Raw genomic sequence first — 18812 nt, 5'->3', positions numbered from 1 at the left:
CACCGGTGCGGGCATTGTGCCCCCATCCCGGGGGGTTGCTAGCCTGGGGACCTCATGGCCGACAACCGTCAAATCCGCGTAGGCGCCGGACTCGAGGAGTCCAAGTACAACGAGGAGTTCATTGATTGGCTCCGCAAGTGGGGCGTGCCGATCCTCTTCGTCGTCGCCCTGGTGGCCGCGGCCTACGGCCTGCGCATGCGCTGGCGGCAGAGCCAGGAGGCCAAGCTCGACACCTCCTTCTCCGAGCTTGAGTCGGTCATTTCCGGCGCTAACCCGAGCCCTGACAGCCTGTTGCAGATCGCCAGCGACCACGCCGATGCGGGTTCGGCTGTCGCCGCGATCGCACGTCTGGAGGCGGCCGACGCCTACCTCGATTCAGTCCGCCGCGGCGTGCGCCCCGGTGTCACGGTCAAGGCCGACGGCACCCTCGACAAGCCCGAGGACGCTCTCAAGCCCGAGGAGAAGGCCGGGTTCCTGACCAAGGCCGGCGACCTCTACGCCCAAGTTTACAACGACCTCCGCAACGACGACGGCAAGCGGATCCTCGCGATCGGCGCGCTGTACGGAATGGCCGCGGTCGCGGAGGACCAGAACGACCTTGCCAAGGCCAAGGCCAACTACGACGAGATCGTCAAGCTCGCCGAGGCCGGTGGCCTGACCGCGCACATCGAGGTCGCCAAGGAGCGCATCGCCAAGCTCGATGAGCTCAAGAACGTGACGCCGCCGTTTGCAAAGGCTGACCTGCCGCCGGTGCCCGAGGCTCCTAAGCCGCCCGCCCCGACGCTGACGCCCATCGATCCGTCGCAGCTCCCGCCGGGCCTGCAGCCGCAGCCGCTGCCCCCGCCCGCCCAGCCCCCGCAGACCGACCCGCTGCGCCAGCCGACAACGCCCTCGCCGACCCCGGCCCCGGCCACCAACCCGGAGCAGCCCGCACCGGCGCCCGCGAACCCGCCCACGGAGCCGGCTCCGGCCAACCCTCAGACTCCACCGGCGGAGCCCACCACGCCCCCCGCGTCGCAGCCGACCAACCCCCCGGCCCCGCAGCCCGAAAACCCGCCCGCGCCAAAGTAACCGCTCCACTTCCGCTTTCCGGCTTCCGCTTTCCGCTTTTCCATGGACGACATCGCCCGCACGTCCGGCCTCCTGCTCCCCGGCGGCAAGGTCGACGCCGAGGCGATCCGGCGCGCCCTCGAGCAGGCCGAGCAGACCGGCGTCGACGCCGATGACGACGCGGAGCTCCGCACCGTCACCTTCACGCTCCAGCGCGACCTCAACAAGCGGCTGGACAAGTACCTCACGGACCGCATCACCTTCATGTCGCGCAATCAGCTGCAGAAGCTGATCGGCGAGGGCGGCGTCACCGTCAACGGGCGGGTCGCGAAGTCCTCCACCAACCTCCGCGCGGGCGACGAGGTCGAGGTGGTGATCCCGCCGCCGCCCAGCAAGGACATCGTCCCCGAGAACATCCCGCTCGACGTGATGTACGAGGACGAGCACCTGCTGGTGATCAACAAGCAGCCCGACATCATCGTGCACCCGGCCCGCTCGCACCTCAAGGGCACGATGCTCTCCGCCCTCGCGTGGCACTTTCAACACGGTGGCACCGGTCTCCCGACCGGTGCTGCTTCGCCCAAACTGTCCAGCGTCGGGGCCGAGTTCGCCCGCCCCGGCGTCGTCCACCGCCTCGACCGCCACACCAGCGGCTGCATCGTCTTCGCCAAGCAGGACGAGGCCCACTGGAAGCTCGGCCACCAGTTTGAGTACCGCACGGTGGACAAGCGCTACATGGCCGTGGTGCACGGGAAGGTGGAGCCGCCCATCGAAGTCGTTGAGCTGCCCATCGGCCCGCACCCATCGCGCGAGAAGGGCTACCGCGAGAAGTACGTGGTGCGGCACGACGAGCTCGGCAAGCACGCCGTGACCATCTACCGCGTGCGCGAGCGGTACGTGCTCGAGAACCGCACGCGCACCGACGGCACCGTGGGCGACGAGTGGTTCAGCCTCGTCGAGCTCGAGCTCAAGACCGGGCGCACGCACCAGATCCGCGTGCACCTCTCCGAGCTCGGCTACCCGATCGTCGGCGACGACATGTACGGCGGGCGGCCCTTCGTCGACCCCGCGACCGGCGAGCCCATCATCGCCCGCCAGGCCCTGCACGCCACCATCCTGGGCTTCAAGCACCCGATCACCGAGCAGCCGATGCAGTTCACCGCCCCGCTCCGCGGCGACATCGGCCGCCTCGTGCGCACGCTCCACCAGCACTCGGGCTCACGCCTGGAGCGCCTCGCGCCCCCGGGCGCGACGGTGGACATCGCCAAGGTTCTCCCGCCCTGACGTCCCGCCCTGACGTCCCGCCCTGACTTCGAGGCCCCGACGATCCCCCTGCCGCCTCATCCGGCACTCATGCCCCCGGCGGTAGAGTTGACTCAGCCCGTCCATGCGCGGCGGCCCTGCGCCCATGCCTCTCCCACCCTGCCCATCCCCGGCCGCTGCGTCGTCCCATTCCTGGCCTGGCGGGTGGTGGCGCCGCAACCGTGTCGGCATGGTCGTATTCGCCATCGGGCTGGCCTGCACGCTGTTGGCCACGATCGCCCTCCACCGAGCGGTCACCGCGCGTGACCAGGAGCGCTTCGCCTTCGGCGCGGCCCAGGCCCGCGAGGCTATCACCTCGCGCCTCGAAACCTACGCCGCCATGCTCCGCGCCAGCGCCGCCCTCTACGCCGCGAGCGAGAGGGTCAGCCGACAGGAGTTCCAGGAGTTCGTCGGCCGCCTTGAGCTCGCCCGCCTGTACCCCGGCATCCAGGGCATCGGCTTCACCGCCCGCTCGCCCGATGGCCGGCGCGAGTCGGTGGAAGCGCTGGGGCGCTCGGAGTGGGCGGGTGTCTTCGAGTTCCGGGTGTGGCCGCCGGAGCCCGCCCGCGACGAGTACCACGCTGTCTTGTACCTGGAGCCGCTGGACGACCGCAACCGGCGTGCAATCGGCTTCGACATGTACAGCCAGCCTGCGCGGCGCGAGGCCATGGAGCGGGCTCGCGACACCGGCATGCCCGCCATGTCGGGGCCGGTCAGGCTGGTGCAGGAGGTCGACGAGGACAATGCCCAGCCGGGCTTCCTCGTGTACGTTCCGGTATACCGCAACGGCACCTCGCCAAAGACGATCGAGGAGCGGCGGGCCGCGCTGGTCGGTTTCGTCTACAGCCCCTTCCGCGCCACCGATCTCTTTACTCACCTGCTCGCGAGCGTCGGCCACACGCGCACCGGGGTGGAGGTGTATGACGGGGTGGAGCGGACCGAGGGTCACCTCCTCTACTCGGAGCACTCAGCCCCCGCACCCAGCGGCTTCACCGCCTCGGAGACCGTCACCTTTGCCGGACGGACCTGGACCATCGACCACCATGCGCTGCCGGGGTTCGAGCAGGCGTGGGGGCGCGGCCTGGTGCTCCCCGCGTTCCTCGCGGGCACCGGGATTTCCGCGCTCCTCGCGCTCATCGCCGGGCGCGAGGCCCGCGCCCGCGCCGCCGCGGACCACGCCCGTGAGCAGTCCCGCGCCGCCACCGCCGAGCTGCGCCAGACCCTCGACACCGCCGCCGTGGGCCTGGTGCGTGTCAGCCGCGACCTGCGGTACATCGCCGCCAACCCGGGCTACGCGGAAATCGCTGGGCTCCCCGTGGAATCGATCGCCGGGCGCGCCGTCCGCGAGGTTGTGGGCGACAAGGGCCTCGCGATCATCCGGCCCTACATCGACCGCGTGCTCGCGGGCGAGCGCGTGGAGTACGAGGCCGACATGCCGTGGGTGGCCGCGGGAAACAAGCGCATCCACGTCGTCTACACGCCCTGGCGCGAGCCCGACGGGACGATCAGCGGCTGGGTCGCCTCCATCACCGACGTCACTGCCCGCGCCGCGGCCGAGCACGCCATGCGCATCAGCGAAGCCCGCAAGACCGCCGTGCTCGAGACCGCGCTCGACGCGGTGATCTCCATGGACGCCGACGGCAAGGTCGTGGACTTCAACCCCGCGGCGGAGCGGATTTTCGGCTACAGGCGCGACGAGGTCGTTGGGCGCGAGATGGCCGACCTCATCATCCCGCCGCAGTTCCGCGAGGCCCACCGCCATGGGCTGCGGCGCCACCTTGCGGGCGGGCCCAGCACCGTGCTGGGCCGCCGCCTGGAGATCACCGCCGTTCGCAAGAACGGCGAGGAGTTCCCCGTCGAGCTCAGCATCACCCGCACCGCGGTCGGCGGGATCATCCTCTTTACCGGATACATCCGCGACATCACCGAGCGACGCCGCGTAGAGGAGTCGCTCCGCTCTCACCAGGCCTACCTCAGCACCGCCCTCTCGGTCGCGCAGCTGGGAACCTTCACCTGGAACCTCGAGTCCGACGAGTTCACGCTCGATGAGCGCGCTCGCGAGATCTTCGCCGTCCCGCCCGGCCCGGTCGCCAAGCAGGCCATGTTCGCGCGGGTCCACCCAGACGACCTGCAGCGTGTCATCGCCGCTACCGAGGACTCCCGCAAACGCGGCGTCCGCCTGGAGATCGAATACTGCCTCCGCCTCCCCGACGGCAGCGCGCGCGTTGTCCTGAGCATGAGCAGCCACGTCCCGCCCGGCAACGGCCAGCCCGAGCGGATGGTCGGCGTCTTCGCCGAGACCACCGAGCGGCGACGGGCCGACGAGCGCCTGCGCCAGAGCGAGGCCCGCTTCCGCAGCTTCTTCGAATCTCTCGATCAGGGCTTCTGCCTTATCGAATCGACGCAGACCTCCGACGGCCGCCCCGACTACCGCTTCATCGAAGTCAACCACGTTTTCGAGGAGCAGACAGGCCTCACCAACGTCGTGGGCAGGAGCATGCGTGAGCTCCGTCCCGCGCACGAAGAGCACTGGTTCCAGCTCTACCACCGCATCGCCGACACCGGCGTCCCCGAGCGATTTGTTGATGAAGCGCGCGCTCTCAACCGCTGGTACGACGTCTACGCGGCGCGAGTGGGGGGTGAGGGCAGCCGCACCGTCGCCGTCCTCTTCCGCGACATCACCAACCTCCGCCGGTCTCAGGCCCGCGACCGCCTGCTGCTGGCGCTGGAGGACGCCACCCGCGCCATCGACGACCCGCACTCCATCACCCAGGCCGCGGCCCGCATGCTGGGCCAGCACCTGCACGCCAACCGCTGCGCCTACGCCGACGTCGAGGGAGACCAGGACACCTTCAACCTCACCGGCGATTACAACGACGGCGTCGGCAGCATTGTCGGCCGCTACACCTTCGCCCAGTTCGGGGCCGAGTGCCTCCGTCTCATGCGGGCCAATCAGCCGTTCGTCGTGCAGGACTCCGAGACGGACGCCCGTTGCGAGGAGGTCCGCGCCGCCTACCGCGCCACCGACATCCGCTCGGTGATCTGCGTGCCGCTGCACAAGGCCGGCCGCTTCGCCGCTGCCATGGCCGTGCACCAGACCAGCCCGCGCGAGTGGCGCGACGACGAGGTCGAGCTGGTGCAGACCGTCGCCGCCCGCTGCTGGGAGTCCATCGAACGCGCCCGTGTCGCCCGCGACCTCCGCGCCGGCGAGGAGCGCTACCGCGCCTTCATCGCCAACAGCAGTGAGGGCATCTGGCGGCTGGAGATCGAGCCCCCGCTCGACACCACGCTCCCCATCGAGCAGCAGCTCGAGCACGTCTACAAGCACGCCCACTTCGCCGAGTGCAATGACGTGATGGCCCGCATGTACGGCCTCACCTCGCCCGAAGACCTCATCGGCAAGAACCTGGAGATGATGCTCCCCTCCAGCGACCCTTCCGCCCGCGCCTACATCACGCACGTGCTTGAAACGGGCTACCGCGTGGTCGACATCGAAAGCCAGGAGAAGGACGCCAACGGAAGGACTGTCTACTTCTCCAACAGCATGGTCGGCGTCAGGGATCCCTCCGACCCGACCAAGCTCCTGCGCGTGTGGGGCACGCAGCGCGACATCACCGCACGGCGGGCCGCCGAGGAAGAGCTCGCCCGCTACCGCGGCCGCCTGGAAGTCATGGTCCAGGAGCGCACGCTCCAGCTCGAGAGCGCGGCCCGGCGCCTGCGCGACAGCGAGCGCCTCGCCAGCCTGGGCACGCTCACCGCCGGCCTCGGCCACGACCTGCACAACGCACTGCTCCCCATGCGCGTGCACGTGGAGGAGCTCGAAGAAGCCGCCCGCACCGACACCAAGGTCCGCCAAAGCGCCGCGGCCATCGCGGCCGTGCTCGGCTACCTCTCCGAGCTCTCCCGCGGCATGCGCATGCTCGCGATGGACCCGTCTCAGGAGGGCGCCACGGCCGTCACCAACCCCACCGTCTGGCAGGCCGACGCCGGCCGCATCTTCCAGTCGGGCGTGGGGCGGGGCGTTGGAGTCACCACCCGCGCCGACGCGGGCTGTCCGCCGCTGGCCATCGCGCCCCACCGCCTCACCCAGGCCGTGTTCAACCTCGTGCAGAACGCCCGCGAGGCCGTGCACGCCCGCCACGGCGAGAGCAAGGACGGCCGCATCGACATTCACGTCCGCTCCCGCGACAAGGGTGCGATGGTCGAGGTCGCCGTCACCGACAATGGCGCCGGCATGACCGAGGAGGTCCGCCGCCGCTGCATGGAGCCCTTCTTCACCACCCGGACCCGCGCCGCCGGCCGCAGCGGCTCGGGAACCGGCATGGGCCTCTCGATCGTCGCCGGAATCGTCACCGCCGCGGGCGGGCGCGTGGAGATCGACTCGGCGCCCGGCCAAGGCTCCACGTTCCGCCTGCTCATCCCCGCCGCCGCGCCGATGGAAGGCTCTGACCCCGCGGCCGCCAGGCCGCTGGCTCAGGTCGAGCTCAAGGACCCTCGCCAGGCCGCGTACGTCTCCGCCCTGCTGACCACGGCGGGCTTCGATGTGCGGCGTGAACACCCCACCGACGCGTCCCCGTCTTCGCTGGTGGTGGTCGAGCCGGCAACCGCGTCGCCCCGCGAGGTGCACGCCCTGGCGCACAACGGCCGGCGCGCCCTGGTGCTCAACGTCCCCGCCGACGACCACAACTACGAGAGCGACCGCGTCCTCCTGCACCGTCGCGGCCAGCCGCTAACGGGGCTGCGGGAGGTGGTGGGGGGGTTGACATCCGCGCACGGCTCGGAGTGAGCGTGTTCAGATCTCAGATGTCACACGCGCACTCCGCAGCTGCGCCACCGTCGTATACCTCTGTTTCTGTGTCCACGCTGTCGGGTCACCGTTCTTATCCCTCGCGTTATTTACAACTGGCCCGATCGCCTGCACGTTCTTAAGCCTGAACAAGCAGTGCGGTTCCCACGGGTCACCATTGCTCTCGGGCATGACACGTGCCCACTCGGCAAGCTCTGGCCGCTGAGCGATGATCACATCGTCCTCGGGCGGGCCTTCGATCTCCGCGATGAGGTCGATCAAACCCTTGTGATAGAAGGCGATGTACTTCGATGGCCTGAAGGTGCGGTGGTTGTGGCTGTGGTAGACACCAAAGCGCACAGCCTGATCACGAGCGCCCTTGCCAGCAGCAACGACCAGCACCTGCGCGCCATCGGCTACCCATGACTTTCGTATTGCCATGGCACCAGCTTACCGCGAAGCACTGGCACTCACGTCATCGTCATCCCGCCATCCACGCACACCGTCTGCCCCGTGATGAACCCCGCCTCGTCGCTCGTGAGGTACGCCACCGCCGCCGCGATGTCGTCGCCGTTGCCCAGGCGCTTCACCGCCATGAGGTTCAGCACGCCCTCCTTCACCTGCGGGGGCAGGTTGTGGGTCATGTCGGTCTCGATAAAACCGGGGGCCACGGCATTGCACGTGACGCCCTTGCTGCCAAGCTCGCGGGCGATGGTCTTGGTCAGCCCCAGGAGCCCGCTCTTCGCGGCCGCGTAGTTCGCCTGGCCCGCGTTCCCTACGACGCCGCTGGTGGACGAGATGTTCACGATGCGGCCGAAGCGGTTCTTCATCATGCTGCGGGCCGCGGCCCGGATCGCCACGAACGCCGACTTGAGGTTCGTGTCCAGCACCAGGTCCCAGTCCTCATCGCTCATGCGGAGGGCAAGACCGTCCTTGGTGATACCGGCGTTGTTGACGAGGATGTCAAGCCGCCCGTGGGTCTCCGCGACCTTCTCGACCGCGGCGGCGAAGCCCTTGGCGTCAGCGATGTCGACGACCATGACCGAGGCCTTGCCGCCCGCGGCCTCGATCGCGCTCTTGACCTCATTGAGCGGCCCCTCGCTGCGGGCCGCGAGCACCACGTGCCGGCCGTCCTTCGCCAGGCGCAGGGCGATGGCCCTGCCGATGCCGCGGGAGGCGCCGGTCACGAGGGCGACGCGGGTCACTTGTGTCTCTGTCATCTGCTGTCTCTCCGAGAAAAAAAATAGGTCCTAGAGGACATCTGCGACCTCTACGACCTATGGCTCTGCCACTGCAAACACCCGCCGCCCCAAGGGCGCTCAGCCGCTCCCCGGGATCGTCACCGGGCCCGAGGGCGTGTTGATCTTCTTGGGCCCGTCGGTCGGTTTGTCGCCGGTCGGCACGGCGGGATTGTCCACCACCGTGTTCGAAGAGTCGTCGTCGCCACTGCTCTTCTGTGGCCCGGGCCCGCCCTTGTCTACCGCCAGCGCCATCACCGGCATGGAGTCAAAGTCCGACGCCCGCGGCCGGGTCTGCGACGTCGAGCGCGTGCCGCTGAACTTCCAGGCGCCGTTATCACTGGTCGCGTTGAACGCCACCAGGTACGCACGCCCGGGCTCCTGCACCGCGATGTAGACGTTGGCGTTGGTCATGGTCGCCGAGGGCGGAGCCGGCGGTGCCTGGTCATCGATCGCCACGATGCGAACCGCCTCGATCTTTGCCACCGCCTCGTCCCAGCTGCCGTCGCCCTGGAGCTGGTCCAGCAGCGACTTGGCGTCCCCGTTGAGCATTCCGCCGAACTTGCTCGCGTCGCCGCGGGCGAGGGCGTCGGCCAGCGAGATCACCGCGCGGGCGAGCGACTCGTCGATCGGCGAGGCCGACTGCGGGAACTGCACCCGCTTGTCTGGCTTCATGCTCTGCAGCACGGGGTCGACCTGGATGGGCTCAGCCGGCGTGGGCGGCGGCGGCGGCGGTGGTGGGGGCGGCGGCGGTGGCTTCTTCTCTTCGCAGCCGGTGATGACCACGCCGGGGATCGCCACCATGCCGATGACGCCCAGCGTCAGCGTTGTGCACAGCAGCGCCCGCCCCGCCCGGGAGGCCAGCGACTCAGAACGGATGGATTGGCTCGGCTTGGTCATGCGCGTTCGTACCTGCCCTTAGGCCGCCACCGGCGGCACGTCGTTGGTGTCCACCTTGATGCTCTTGTCGATTCGCCGCATCAGGCCCATGAGTGTACGTCCAGGGGCCAGCTCAACATAGCTGAAACCGCCCGCGCCCGCACCCGTGGTCTGGGCGGCCAGCCACGCGCAGCTCTGGGCCCAGCGGACGGGGCTGGTCAGCTGCTCCACCAGTCGGCGGCGGATGGTCTCGGCGTCGGGCGTGTGCGGCTGGGCGGTGACGTTGGAGACGACCGTGCACCTGGGGGCTTGGATGGCCGTCTTGGCGAGTGCCTGCCCAAGCCGCTCCGCCGCGCCCGCCATCAGCGGCGAGTGGAACGCCCCGGCCACCTGCAGCAGCGTGGACTTGACGCCGATGGCCTCGGCCACCTTCACCGCCCGCTCGCACGCCTGCTTGTGCCCGCTCAGCACCACCTGCCCGGGGGCGTTGAAGTTCGCGCACACGAGCACCTGCCCCCCACCAGACGAACCCCGCGCCTCGCGGGCGATCTGCTCCGCCTGCTCGTCGGTCCCGCCGATGAGCGCCACCATGCCGCCGCCCCCGCCGGCCATGGCCTCGGGCGACTCGGCCGCGTCCTGCATCGCCCGCCCGCGCAGGGTGACCAGTTCCAGCCCATCCTCGAAGGAGATCGCGCCCGCGACGTGCAGGGCGGTGTACTCGCCCAGCGACAGCCCCGCTGCGGCGGCCACGGGGCGGTCGCCGCTCGCCAGCATCGCCCGCCAGCACGCGATACCCGTCGTGTACAGCGCCGGCTGGCTCACGTCGGTGCGGTTCAAGACCTCCGCCGGTCCCTCGAAGCACAGCTTCGACAGCGGCGCCCCCAGCCGATCGCCCAACTGCCGGTCCGCCGCCGCGAACACCGCCCGCGCGTCCTCCGACGCCTCGAACCACGCCTTGCCCATCCCGACAACCTGCGCGCCCTGGCCGGGGCAGAGAATGATGGAGCCTGGTGTCATAGTTCGAAGTTTAGTCGAGTTCGCCCGCGATCAGCAGGATCGTGCGTCGTACGTCAGAAGAAAGGCGGAACTGGATCTTGCGCTCAAGCTCTTCCAAGACCGGCGCCACATGATCGATCAGCCCTCGGTGCTTAGCCGCTACGAGAATCGCGGCGGCCCCAACAGTGCGCAGTCCCATACGCGCGGCAACCTGCCGCGCCCGGCGGTCATCGACAATGATGCTATAGGCTGAGACCTCCACTGCGAGCGATATCGCTTCCGTCTCACCCTCGCCAAGCATGGGAAGATCCAAGCGTCGTTCCGGGCTGCGAACCACGAGGAAGGGAATGCTCCCGATGTCGAGCGCACTCACTGCTTGAGTGGGCACGACGAGCTCGCGAGCGACCGCAGTCGGAATGAGAACGCGCGTGTAAAGCGGCTCAAGGACATGGAGCAGACCAACCGCCTGCAACGCCCGGAGTGGTGACGTGTCGGAAACAACAACCATCAGCCGGCTTTCCGGCCTTTGTCGGACTGCCTCATCGCTTCGACGGTCTTCATGTCCTGTTCGAAGTCTTCAACCGACAAGTGGTATAGGGGCAGCTTCCGTTTGTGAAGCTCGTCCTCAAACTCCACGCGGCTGAGCCCGCACAAGCGGCACGCCGGTGTCTTGTCAAGCTTCTCGGCATCATACAGCCGGCAGGCGATCTCGATGAGCAGTTCGCGCTCACTGAGGCCGCTCGTCTGTAGAACCTCGTCGGGGATGGTCAAGGTCATAGCTCATTGTAGTGCTCGTTCTCACTCTTTCCCCCGGGCCCTCCGCGCCTCCTCCAGGTACTGCCCCAGCAACTTCTCCGCCCCCCGATCCGTCGGGATGTAGTACCGCTTGTCCACGCCGAGGTAATCCTGCGTGCCCAGGCCGCCGGCTTCGTCGTGGGCGTACTTGTAGCCCTCGCTGGCGCCGCCCTGCACGCCCGCGGTGCCGGCTCTTTCTAAACCTTCGCGGCCGCCCGCCGACATCTCCGCCGCGGCCCGCACGTTCTTGTCCTTGAGGTAGACGGGGACAGGGACGGTGCGGCCCTCGCGCACATCCTCCATCGCCATCTCGATGGCCATGTAGCTGGCGTTGCTCTTCGGCGCCAACGCCAAGTAGATCGCGCACTGCGACAGTGTGATCCGCGCCTCGGGCATCCCAATCCGCTCCACCAGCTCCCAGCACGCCGCGGCCACCATGATCCCGCGGGGGTCGGCGTTGCCGATGTCCTCGCTGGCGAGGATTGCCAGCCGCCGCGCGATGAAGCGCGGGTCCTCCCCCGCGTCGAGCATGCGGGCGATCCAGAACACCGCCGCGTCGGGGTCGCTGCCGCGCACGCTCTTGATCATCGCGCTGATGACGTCGTAGTGCTCGTCGCCGGTGCCGTGGTAGACGGCGGCTTTTTGCTGGATGGAGTCCTCGGCGACCTGGCCGTCGATGGTGATCCTGCCTTTGGTGGCACCGTCTGGGGTGGCACCGGTCTCCTGACCGGTGCTCTTCGTTCCACCTTGCTCCAAACGCACACCGGTCGGGAGACCGGTGCCACCAAAGACAGTGCCATCGAGCGAAGACAGCACCGCCACCTCCAAGGCCGTGAGCGCCCGCCGCGCATCCCCGTCGCTCTTCGTCGCCCACACGTGCAGGGCCTCGTCGGAGACCTCGAGGTTGAGCGCGCCGTAGCCGCGCTCCTTGTCGGCGATGGCCCGCCGCAGGGCGCTCACGATGTCCGCCTCGCTCAGGGGCTCGAGCCGGAACAGCGTGCTGCGAGAGACCAGCGCCGAGTTCACCGCGAACAGCGGGTTCTCCGTGGTCGCCCCGATCAGCGTGATCAGGCCGCGTTCGACGTCCCCCAGCAGCACGTCCTGTTGGCTCTTGGTGAAGCGGTGGATCTCGTCCAGGAACAGGATCGTCCGCTTGCCCTCGAGCTCCAGCCGGTTCGCGGCCTCGTCGATGATCTCGCGGATGCGCTTCACGCCCACGCTGCTGGCGTTCTCGCGCACAAAAGCCCGCTTCGTCTGCTTGGCGATCAGCTCCGCCAGCGTGGTCTTCCCCGTGCCCGGCGGCCCGTGGAAGATGAGCGACGTCACCGCGTCGGCGGTCAGCATCCGCCGCAGCAGCTTCCCCGGGCCGAGGATGTGCTGCTGCCCCACGTACTCGTCCATCGTGCGCGGGCGCATGCGCATCGCCAGGGGCATCACGCCCTGACGTGCCTGCTCACGTTTCGCGGCCCACAAGTCCGCCACTTCGTCACTCCGTCACTTCGTCACACCCATCCCCACTCTACCCCCCACGGAACCCCAACACCACCGCCCCTCGTAGAACCTTCAGGCCCGCGTCTGACAAGACTTCGTTTAGGTGCCCGCTAACATCCTCCCCCTCGTGACACCCCTTGGCTGGGCCATCCTCGTCCTTGCCCTGTTCGCCTTCGCGTTCTTCTCGCGCTGGGTGCTGGACAACCCCCGCCAGGGCGACCCCCTCATCGGGCTGGCCTTCCGCTTCGTGCAGGTCTATGTCCGCCTCGTCCACCACCTCGAGGTCCGCGGCCTTCAGCATGTGCCCAAGACCCGCAGGCCCGGGCCGCTGGTCGTCGTGTGCAACCACACGGCCGGCGTCGACCCGCTGCTCGTGCAGTCCGCCTGCCCCTTCGAGATCCGCTGGATGATGGCCCTGGACATGAAGGTCGCGGCCATGGACCTCATCTGGGACTGGGCCGACATCATCTTCGTCGACCGCACCGGCAAGGACACGGTCGGGGCCCGCGACGCGTTGAAACACGTCAAGCAGGGCGGCGTGATCGGCGTCTTCCCCGAGGGCGCCATCGAGCGCCCGCATCGCCACATCCTGCCCTTCCACCCCGGCGTCGGCCTCATCGTCTCGCGCACGGGCGCGCCGGTGCTGCCGGTGGTCATCGAGGGCACGCCCCAGGCCCGCATGCCCTGGACCAGCCTCCGCATGAGCAGCCACAGCCGCATCACCTTCGGCCCGCTGATGCGCTTCGACGACCGCCGCTACTCACCCGCCGAGGTCGCGCAGCTCCTCCAGAGCTGGTACCTCGACCAGACCGGCTGGCCCACGGCCCCCACGCCGAGCACGAGCCCGGCGTACCGGGGATAGTGGCAAAGTGGCAAAGTGGCAAAGTGAAAAGACCCGTGCGCACGCTTGCGCACTTTGCCACTCTGCCACTTCGCCACTTTGCCACTTTGCCACTAGGTTTCCCGGATCGGCAGCACGTCCGGCGCCCTTCCCTCGCTCCACGCCCGGAACCGCGGCCAGAAGACCTCCTTCAAGAGGATCTTCAGGCACGCCGCCACCGGGATCGCCACCAGCACGCCATAGAACCCGGCGATCGAGCCGCCCGCGATGGACGCGAACAGGATCGTCGGCGTGTCCATGTTGGTCGCCTTGCCCTGGATCATCGGCGTCAGCACGTAGTCATCCAGGAACTGCGTGATCATGAGCACCACGAGCGGGCCGCCCACGATCCACCACCACTCGCCCCGCCAGCCGCCGGGCGGGTCCAGCCACATGAGGCCCATCGCGATCGGGGCCGCGATGCCCGAGGCGTACGGCACGATGGTGAGGATGCCCATGATCGGCCCGACGATGAGCGGCGCGGGCACGCCCACCAGCGAGTACAGCACCGTGTACACCACGATCTGCACGCCAGCGACCGTGAGCCGCCCGCGCACGAACCCCGCGATCACGCGGTCCATCTTGGTGACCAGGTCGATGAACCGCCCCTTCTTCTTCTCGGGGATCAGCCCCTCCCAGAACTTCTGCACCTCGCCGTAGCCCGTGCAGAAGAAGTAGAAGAAGAACGCGGTGAGGAACGCGCCGAACAGGAAGCCGCCCACGGCCTTGAGCACGTCCAGGGCCTGCCCCGCGATGCCCGTGCCCACGTTGACCAGCCGCTGGCTGATGGTCGCCGCGTTCTGCCGCACCGACGACACCACCCACGAGATCATCCGCCCGACGTCCGACTCCTCGCTCGCGTGCGGGTGCTCGGCCTGCGGCGGCGCGGGCTGTGGGCCTTGCAGCGCGCCCTCGGGGACGGCTTGGGGCGCAGGCTTCTGTTCCGCCCCGCTCTCCGCTCCCCGCTCTCCGTTCTCCGCTCCCTGCTCTCCGCTCTCCGCCCCCTCCGGCTTGACCCCCGCCAGCGGCAGCAGCTGCCGCCTCAGACTCTCGTCCTCGACGATCCGGTCGCGCGCGTCCCGCCACGCCGGCGGCAGCTTGTTCAGGGCCGCCTCGTCCTGCGGGTGGGCCACCGACTGCACGAGGTTGTCCACGTTCCGCACCGTGCGCCCCGCGAGCCGCACGCCCTGCCAGGTGGCGAAGCCGCCGCCGATCCCCACCGGCCCGATCAACGCCGCGGCCCCCAGCAGGATGATGGTGATGGCCGCCCCCCGCCGCGTGAACAGTTTTCGACGCACCGCCCACGCCACCAGCGGCTCGAACAGGTACGCCAGCAGGAGCGCCAGCAGCATCGGCACCGTCACGATCGAAATCTTGTGCCCCAGCCACACGATCAGGATCACCGCCCCGATGACGAGCAGGTCCCGCACCGGCTGAATCTGCCAGATGTGGAGCTTGGAGAGCGGCTGCCCGCCGTGGGGTGTGGTCCCGCCGCCAGAACCTACCACCCGCGCAGCGTTCGCCGCGGCGGCAGTGGTAGGGGGGACCGGCGAGTGGGGGTTGAGGTGCTGGTTATCGGAGTCAGGCGGCATGGCAGCACAATGATCGGACGTTGGGCGGAGTAAGCCACCGTTTGTTCGGGATTCCGCTGGCCCGCTTGCCCAAACTGCGCAGCTTCTGCCCCTGCCGGCGACCGGGAGTCCGAACTCCTCACTGACAACGCGGGAGGGTCTCGCGTGCGTGCCAAACTTTTGACCCAAGAAGCGGCGCATTTGACCGACGAAGCCGCGCATTTGACCGAGCGCGCCGGACTTTTGACCGACGGAGCCGCGCATCTGACCGAGCGCGCCGGACCTTTGACCGACGAAGCCGGACACGTGGCCTCAAGCGACCACCCACGATGCTCCTTGAAGGCATTGAACCGCAGAGATCGCAGAGCACGCAGAGGCAAGTCCGGATAACTCCGCTCCCCTCCGCGCGATCCGCGTTTCATGCCTTGAAGCCGAACGCGGAGTTTGCGGAGAGGAGCGGAGTGACGCGGAACTGAGAAGGAACTCGCCCGTTTCCGCTCAGCGCTCTCTGCGTGCTCTGCGGTGAGATGCCTTCCGTTTCGCGCGGGAAACGAAAAAGGCCCCGGAATCCCGGAGCCCTGTCTCGCTGTTTCGCTGTCTCGCTGCCGCCCTACCCCTTCACCGAGAGGTCCCCAAACGCCTCATCGAAGTCGAACACGCCCTGGAAGTCTTCCATGGTGTCCTCCTCGGTCTTGCGCATGAGCCCCGCGTCGATCATCGCGAAGACGATGCGGCCAAAGTCGCCCGTCTCGGTGATGTTCCAGCTCGCGAGCACCATCTTGGCGAGGCGCCCGTACTGCTTGAGGGCGAAGTCGCGCAGGCCCAGGCACAGCTGCTGCCCGCTGACGTGCCGGCCTTCCTCGTCGTGCATCATGGACGGGGCGTCGCCGTGGATCGACTTGACGGTGTGGGCCAGCCCCTCGCGGACGAACTGGTACGCCTGCGGCGGGAAAGGCCCGGCCTTGTCGCGGAGGAACTTCCAATCCTGCATGAACTGATCGGACACCCTGCGTCTCCTCTGGGTCCGTGTCTCTCGTCCACTCGGCCAAGCCGGTCAGCCCTGGCTCAGCCGCTTCTCACCAGCACAGTCTAGGAAGGTACCGCCCGCCGCGGCATCCGCCAAGCACCCCATAACCACCTCGCCCGGCGCTCCCCTGATTCGGCCAGCGGCGGCCTTGAACTTGACTTCCAATCTCTCGCGGAGACGCGGAGGCGCGGAGGAGCAAAGTCGGGATCCTGAACCGAGGACGAACGGCTCCTAAGCCTTTCTCCGCGCCCCCGCGTCTCCGCGAGAAACCTCCTTCGCATCGACGCTCACGTGCACGTTCCCCCGCACGTACCACCGCAGCGGGCGGTCGACCCACTCCTCCGCCGAGGCGATCCCGACGCGGGTGGTCCGCACGAGATCGCGGGCCGTGTACGTCTTTCCACCCTCGATCCACATCCGGCGGCTGGTGGTGAGGTCTTCGCCATTGAGGTCGCGCCCGATCGCGAGGGCCTCGCACAACCGCCCCGGCCCGCTGCACAGGTCCTTTTCCTTGAGCGGCGTCTTGCGGGGGCGGTGCGTGCGCAGAGCACGCATCGCTTGGACGCCCTCCACCGGCTCAAGCGCCCGCAGCAGCACCGCAACAGGGTCCCCCGCCTCGCTCGCAACCACGTTCATGCAGAAGTGCATGCCGTAGGTGAAGTACACGTAGGCCGTGCCGCCGATGGCGTACATCGACTCGTTCCGGGCCGTGCGCCGCCCGCCGAAGGTGTGCGCGGCCTTGTCCTTCACGCCCAGATACGCCTCGGTTTCGACTATGACGCCCGCCGCCCGCGTGCCGTCCTCGAGCGCGCGCACCAGCCGCTGCCCAATGAGCCGCTGCGCCAGCGTGGCCGCGTCCACGAGGTAGAACTCGCGGGGGAGCCGTTCTGACTCCGACTTCCGACTTCCCACTTCCGACTTTCCTTAGGCGTACGCGTGCAGCCCCGGCAGCAGCAGATTCACGCCGAAGTACGTCCACAGCATCACGATAAAGCCCACCACCGAAAGCCACGCCGTGGTCAGCCCCTTCTTCGCCGGCGCGGCCACGCGCACGTGGATCACGATCAGGTAGATGATCCACGTCAGCAGCGCCCACGTCTCCTTGGGGTCAAACGCCCACCACCGCCCCCACGAGTGGTCCGCCCACCACGCGCCGAGCAGGATGCCCACGCCCAGCGTCCAGAACGCCAGCTGCAGCACGATCATCTGGGCGGTGTCGAGGTCCTGGAGCAGCTTTGCGCGGGGAACAGTGGGGGAGTCGCCCACAGCCACAGCGGCCACGACAGGCGTGCCACTGGCGGCTCGCCCGCCAGTGCCGGACGCCAGTTGCGCCGAGCCCGCCCTGCTCCCGAAGTAGTGCGCCCCCAGATAAAACAACGAGCACACGAACCCCAGCGCAATCAATCCATACGACACCAGCACCGTCGTCACGTGGTACTTCAGCAGCACGCTCGTGTTCAGGATCGCCGCCTCGCGCTCGATGTGCTGTCCGGGAATCCCCGCCTGCGTCGCGGTGATCAGCACCATGAACCCCACCGCCGCCGCGGCCGCGCCGAACAGCCACTGCCGCCGCACCAGCATCACCACCAGCCCCAACGCCGCGGCGAACAGCGACACGCCCGTCATCGACTCGAACTGGTTCTGGATTGCGAACCGCTCCGCGATGATGCACCGCGTGATGAACCCGAACGCGTGCAGCCCGACCGCCCCCACCAGCAGCGCCGAGCCCGCCACCGCCAGCCACTTCCGCCCCGTGCCGAACGCCAGCAGCAGCGCCACCAGCGACACGCAGTACGCCCAGAACCCCCACTCGAACGCGTTCGCCTTGTTGTACGTGAGCTCGAGCGAGCGGCGCCCGCCGGGGTAGACCTCCGCGTTGATCTTCGGCAACTCGGCCGCGAGCGTCGCGATGGCCGCGTTGGCCGCGGCGGCGTCCAGCCCGCGCCACGCCGCCCCCAGCGCCAGCGCCGCCTTGCGGGCCGGCGCATCCTCCGGCAGCCGCGACAGGTGCACCCACGCCTGGTCCTTCGACGCCGGTGCCACCACATCCCAGTTCCGCGAAGCCCCCACGTACAGCCCGATCGCCTGGTCCATCTCGCCCAGGGCCCGCGCCCACTGCTCCTCGCCGGGGTGCTTGCTCGCCACCTTCCCCGCGTGCGCGTTGATGATCAGCGGCGACACGCCACCCGCCTTCAGCTCGTGCTTGACCTTCTCCTCATCCCCCGGGAACGCGGCCTCCAGCAGCTCCCGCCGCAGGTTCAGGTAGTCGATCCCGATGATCGGCTTGTCCACGTAGTACTGCGGATCAATGCTCAAATCCAAGAGCGTGAACAGCGGGTCGTACTTCACCTTCTCGAAGATCACCTGCCCGACCGTCGGGGCTCCACCAGGCCCCGGGCTCGCCGTGTTGATCGCCGCCGGCCGCTCCACGAACCGCCGCTTGCCCGTCAACTTGAACACTGTCTCCCGCGCCAGCGTGTCCAGCACCTTCACCCGTCCGTTGTGCAGCACGGCCAAGTCCCGCAGCGACTCCAGGTCCACCTTCGCCGCGAACTCCGCCTTCTGGTGCTGCGTGGGCACCTTCGTCGGGTCGCTGTTGCTCGCCCCGAACGGGTTGCTGATCCCCTCCCCCTCACCCACCAGCCGCGTCTGCGGGTGCGCGTTGCCCGCCGGCGCCAGCTGCGCCGCGGCGAAATTCGCAAAGGGCAAATGGCAAAGGGCAAATACGAACGCCATCACCAGCCACGCTGTCTTCCTCTGATTTGCCATTTGCCAATTTGCCCTTTGCCATTTAGCT

Annotated in this window: 15 protein-coding genes; 4 read left to right on the top strand and 11 right to left on the bottom strand. The window is 68.6% G+C overall.

Annotated features, from left to right (window positions below; genetic code table 11):
* Positions 1-54 precede the first annotated feature (54 nt).
* The 3 genes from VD997_13655 (at position 55) to VD997_13645 (ending at position 7138) form a co-directional block, all read left to right on the top strand.
* A complete protein-coding gene (locus VD997_13655) occupies positions 55-1071 on the top strand; it encodes a hypothetical protein (protein ID HYE63037.1) in 1017 nt (338 codons plus the stop codon).
* A 42-nt stretch (positions 1072-1113) separates the two neighbouring features.
* The gene (locus VD997_13650) at positions 1114-2334 is read left to right on the top strand and encodes an RluA family pseudouridine synthase (protein HYE63036.1); all 1221 of its coding nucleotides are present in this window, start codon (positions 1114-1116) and stop codon (positions 2332-2334) included.
* A 208-nt stretch (positions 2335-2542) separates the two neighbouring features.
* Positions 2543-7138 (top strand): CHASE domain-containing protein, encoded by a 4596-nt coding sequence (locus VD997_13645; protein HYE63035.1) that lies wholly within the window; start codon positions 2543-2545, stop codon positions 7136-7138.
* Between the two features lie 6 nt (positions 7139-7144).
* Here the strand turns inward: VD997_13645 and VD997_13640 are convergent, their stop codons facing one another.
* The 7 genes from VD997_13640 to VD997_13610 all read right to left on the bottom strand — a co-directional run bounded on the left by VD997_13640 (position 7145) and on the right by VD997_13610 (position 12528).
* Positions 7145-7579, bottom strand: coding sequence for a hypothetical protein (locus VD997_13640; protein ID HYE63034.1), 435 nt, complete (start codon positions 7577-7579; stop codon positions 7145-7147).
* A gap of 29 nt (positions 7580-7608) precedes the next feature.
* Entirely contained in the window at positions 7609-8358 is a 750-nt protein-coding gene (fabG, locus tag VD997_13635) for a 3-oxoacyl-[acyl-carrier-protein] reductase (GenBank protein HYE63033.1), read from the bottom strand.
* A gap of 99 nt (positions 8359-8457) precedes the next feature.
* Positions 8458-9276 carry a hypothetical protein gene (locus VD997_13630; GenBank protein HYE63032.1) on the bottom strand — a complete coding sequence of 273 codons (819 nt, stop codon included), beginning with the start codon at positions 9274-9276 and terminating at the stop codon, positions 8458-8460.
* A gap of 18 nt (positions 9277-9294) precedes the next feature.
* Positions 9295-10272 carry an ACP S-malonyltransferase gene (locus VD997_13625; protein HYE63031.1) on the bottom strand — a complete coding sequence of 326 codons (978 nt, stop codon included), beginning with the start codon at positions 10270-10272 and terminating at the stop codon, positions 9295-9297.
* Positions 10273-10282: 10 nt separating this feature from the next.
* A complete protein-coding gene (locus tag VD997_13620; protein ID HYE63030.1) occupies positions 10283-10759 on the bottom strand; it encodes a DUF3368 domain-containing protein in 477 nt (158 codons plus the stop codon).
* The gene (locus tag VD997_13615; GenBank protein HYE63029.1) at positions 10759-11028 is read right to left on the bottom strand and encodes a UPF0175 family protein; all 270 of its coding nucleotides are present in this window, start codon (positions 11026-11028) and stop codon (positions 10759-10761) included. Before VD997_13615 ends, VD997_13620 begins: the two co-directional genes overlap by 1 nt.
* 21 nt (positions 11029-11049) lie before the next feature.
* Positions 11050-12528 carry a replication-associated recombination protein A gene (locus VD997_13610; GenBank protein HYE63028.1) on the bottom strand — a complete coding sequence of 493 codons (1479 nt, stop codon included), beginning with the start codon at positions 12526-12528 and terminating at the stop codon, positions 11050-11052.
* Positions 12529-12640: 112 nt separating this feature from the next.
* Between VD997_13610 and VD997_13605 the strand changes: the two genes are divergently transcribed.
* Positions 12641-13399 (top strand): lysophospholipid acyltransferase family protein, encoded by a 759-nt coding sequence (locus tag VD997_13605; GenBank protein HYE63027.1) that lies wholly within the window; start codon positions 12641-12643, stop codon positions 13397-13399.
* Positions 13400-13491: 92 nt separating this feature from the next.
* On the opposite strand, the gene VD997_13600 is transcribed toward VD997_13605, so the two are convergent.
* From VD997_13600 to ccsA, 4 genes are all read right to left on the bottom strand, one after another.
* Positions 13492-15009: an AI-2E family transporter gene (locus tag VD997_13600; GenBank protein ID HYE63026.1), complete on the bottom strand. Its 1518-nt coding sequence runs from the start codon at positions 15007-15009 to the stop codon at positions 13492-13494.
* A gap of 589 nt (positions 15010-15598) precedes the next feature.
* Positions 15599-15994, bottom strand: coding sequence for a Minf_1886 family protein (locus VD997_13595; protein ID HYE63025.1), 396 nt, complete (start codon positions 15992-15994; stop codon positions 15599-15601).
* 252 nt (positions 15995-16246) lie between these two features.
* A complete protein-coding gene (locus VD997_13590; GenBank protein HYE63024.1) occupies positions 16247-16927 on the bottom strand; it encodes a DNA-3-methyladenine glycosylase in 681 nt (226 codons plus the stop codon).
* 12 nt (positions 16928-16939) lie between these two features.
* The gene (ccsA, locus tag VD997_13585; GenBank protein HYE63023.1) at positions 16940-18724 is read right to left on the bottom strand and encodes a cytochrome c biogenesis protein CcsA; all 1785 of its coding nucleotides are present in this window, start codon (positions 18722-18724) and stop codon (positions 16940-16942) included.
* Between the last annotated feature and the right edge of the window lie 88 nt (positions 18725-18812).

The sequence above is a fragment of the Phycisphaerales bacterium genome (assembly GCA_035627955.1).
GTDB lineage: Bacteria > Planctomycetota > Phycisphaerae > Phycisphaerales > UBA1924 > JAEYTB01.
This window is presented reverse-complemented; position numbering and strand designations above follow the sequence as displayed.

Excerpts from the sequence above, each read along its gene's own strand:
- VD997_13655 (HYE63037.1), top strand. The coding sequence starts at position 55 with ATGGCCGACAACCGTCAAATCCGCGTAGGCGCCGGACTCGAGGAGTCC.
- VD997_13645 (HYE63035.1), top strand. The coding sequence starts at position 2,543 with ATGGTCGTATTCGCCATCGGGCTGGCCTGCACGCTGTTGGCCACGATC.
- VD997_13620 (HYE63030.1), bottom strand. The coding sequence starts at position 10,759 with ATGGTTGTTGTTTCCGACACGTCACCACTCCGGGCGTTGCAGGCGGTT.
- VD997_13625 (HYE63031.1), bottom strand. The coding sequence starts at position 10,272 with ATGACACCAGGCTCCATCATTCTCTGCCCCGGCCAGGGCGCGCAGGTT.
- VD997_13640 (HYE63034.1), bottom strand. The coding sequence starts at position 7,579 with ATGGCAATACGAAAGTCATGGGTAGCCGATGGCGCGCAGGTGCTGGTC.
- fabG (HYE63033.1), bottom strand. The coding sequence starts at position 8,358 with ATGACAGAGACACAAGTGACCCGCGTCGCCCTCGTGACCGGCGCCTCC.
- VD997_13650 (HYE63036.1), top strand. The coding sequence starts at position 1,114 with ATGGACGACATCGCCCGCACGTCCGGCCTCCTGCTCCCCGGCGGCAAG.
- VD997_13600 (HYE63026.1), bottom strand. The coding sequence starts at position 15,009 with ATGCCGCCTGACTCCGATAACCAGCACCTCAACCCCCACTCGCCGGTC.
- VD997_13630 (HYE63032.1), bottom strand. The coding sequence starts at position 9,276 with ATGACCAAGCCGAGCCAATCCATCCGTTCTGAGTCGCTGGCCTCCCGG.
- VD997_13615 (HYE63029.1), bottom strand. The coding sequence starts at position 11,028 with ATGACCTTGACCATCCCCGACGAGGTTCTACAGACGAGCGGCCTCAGT.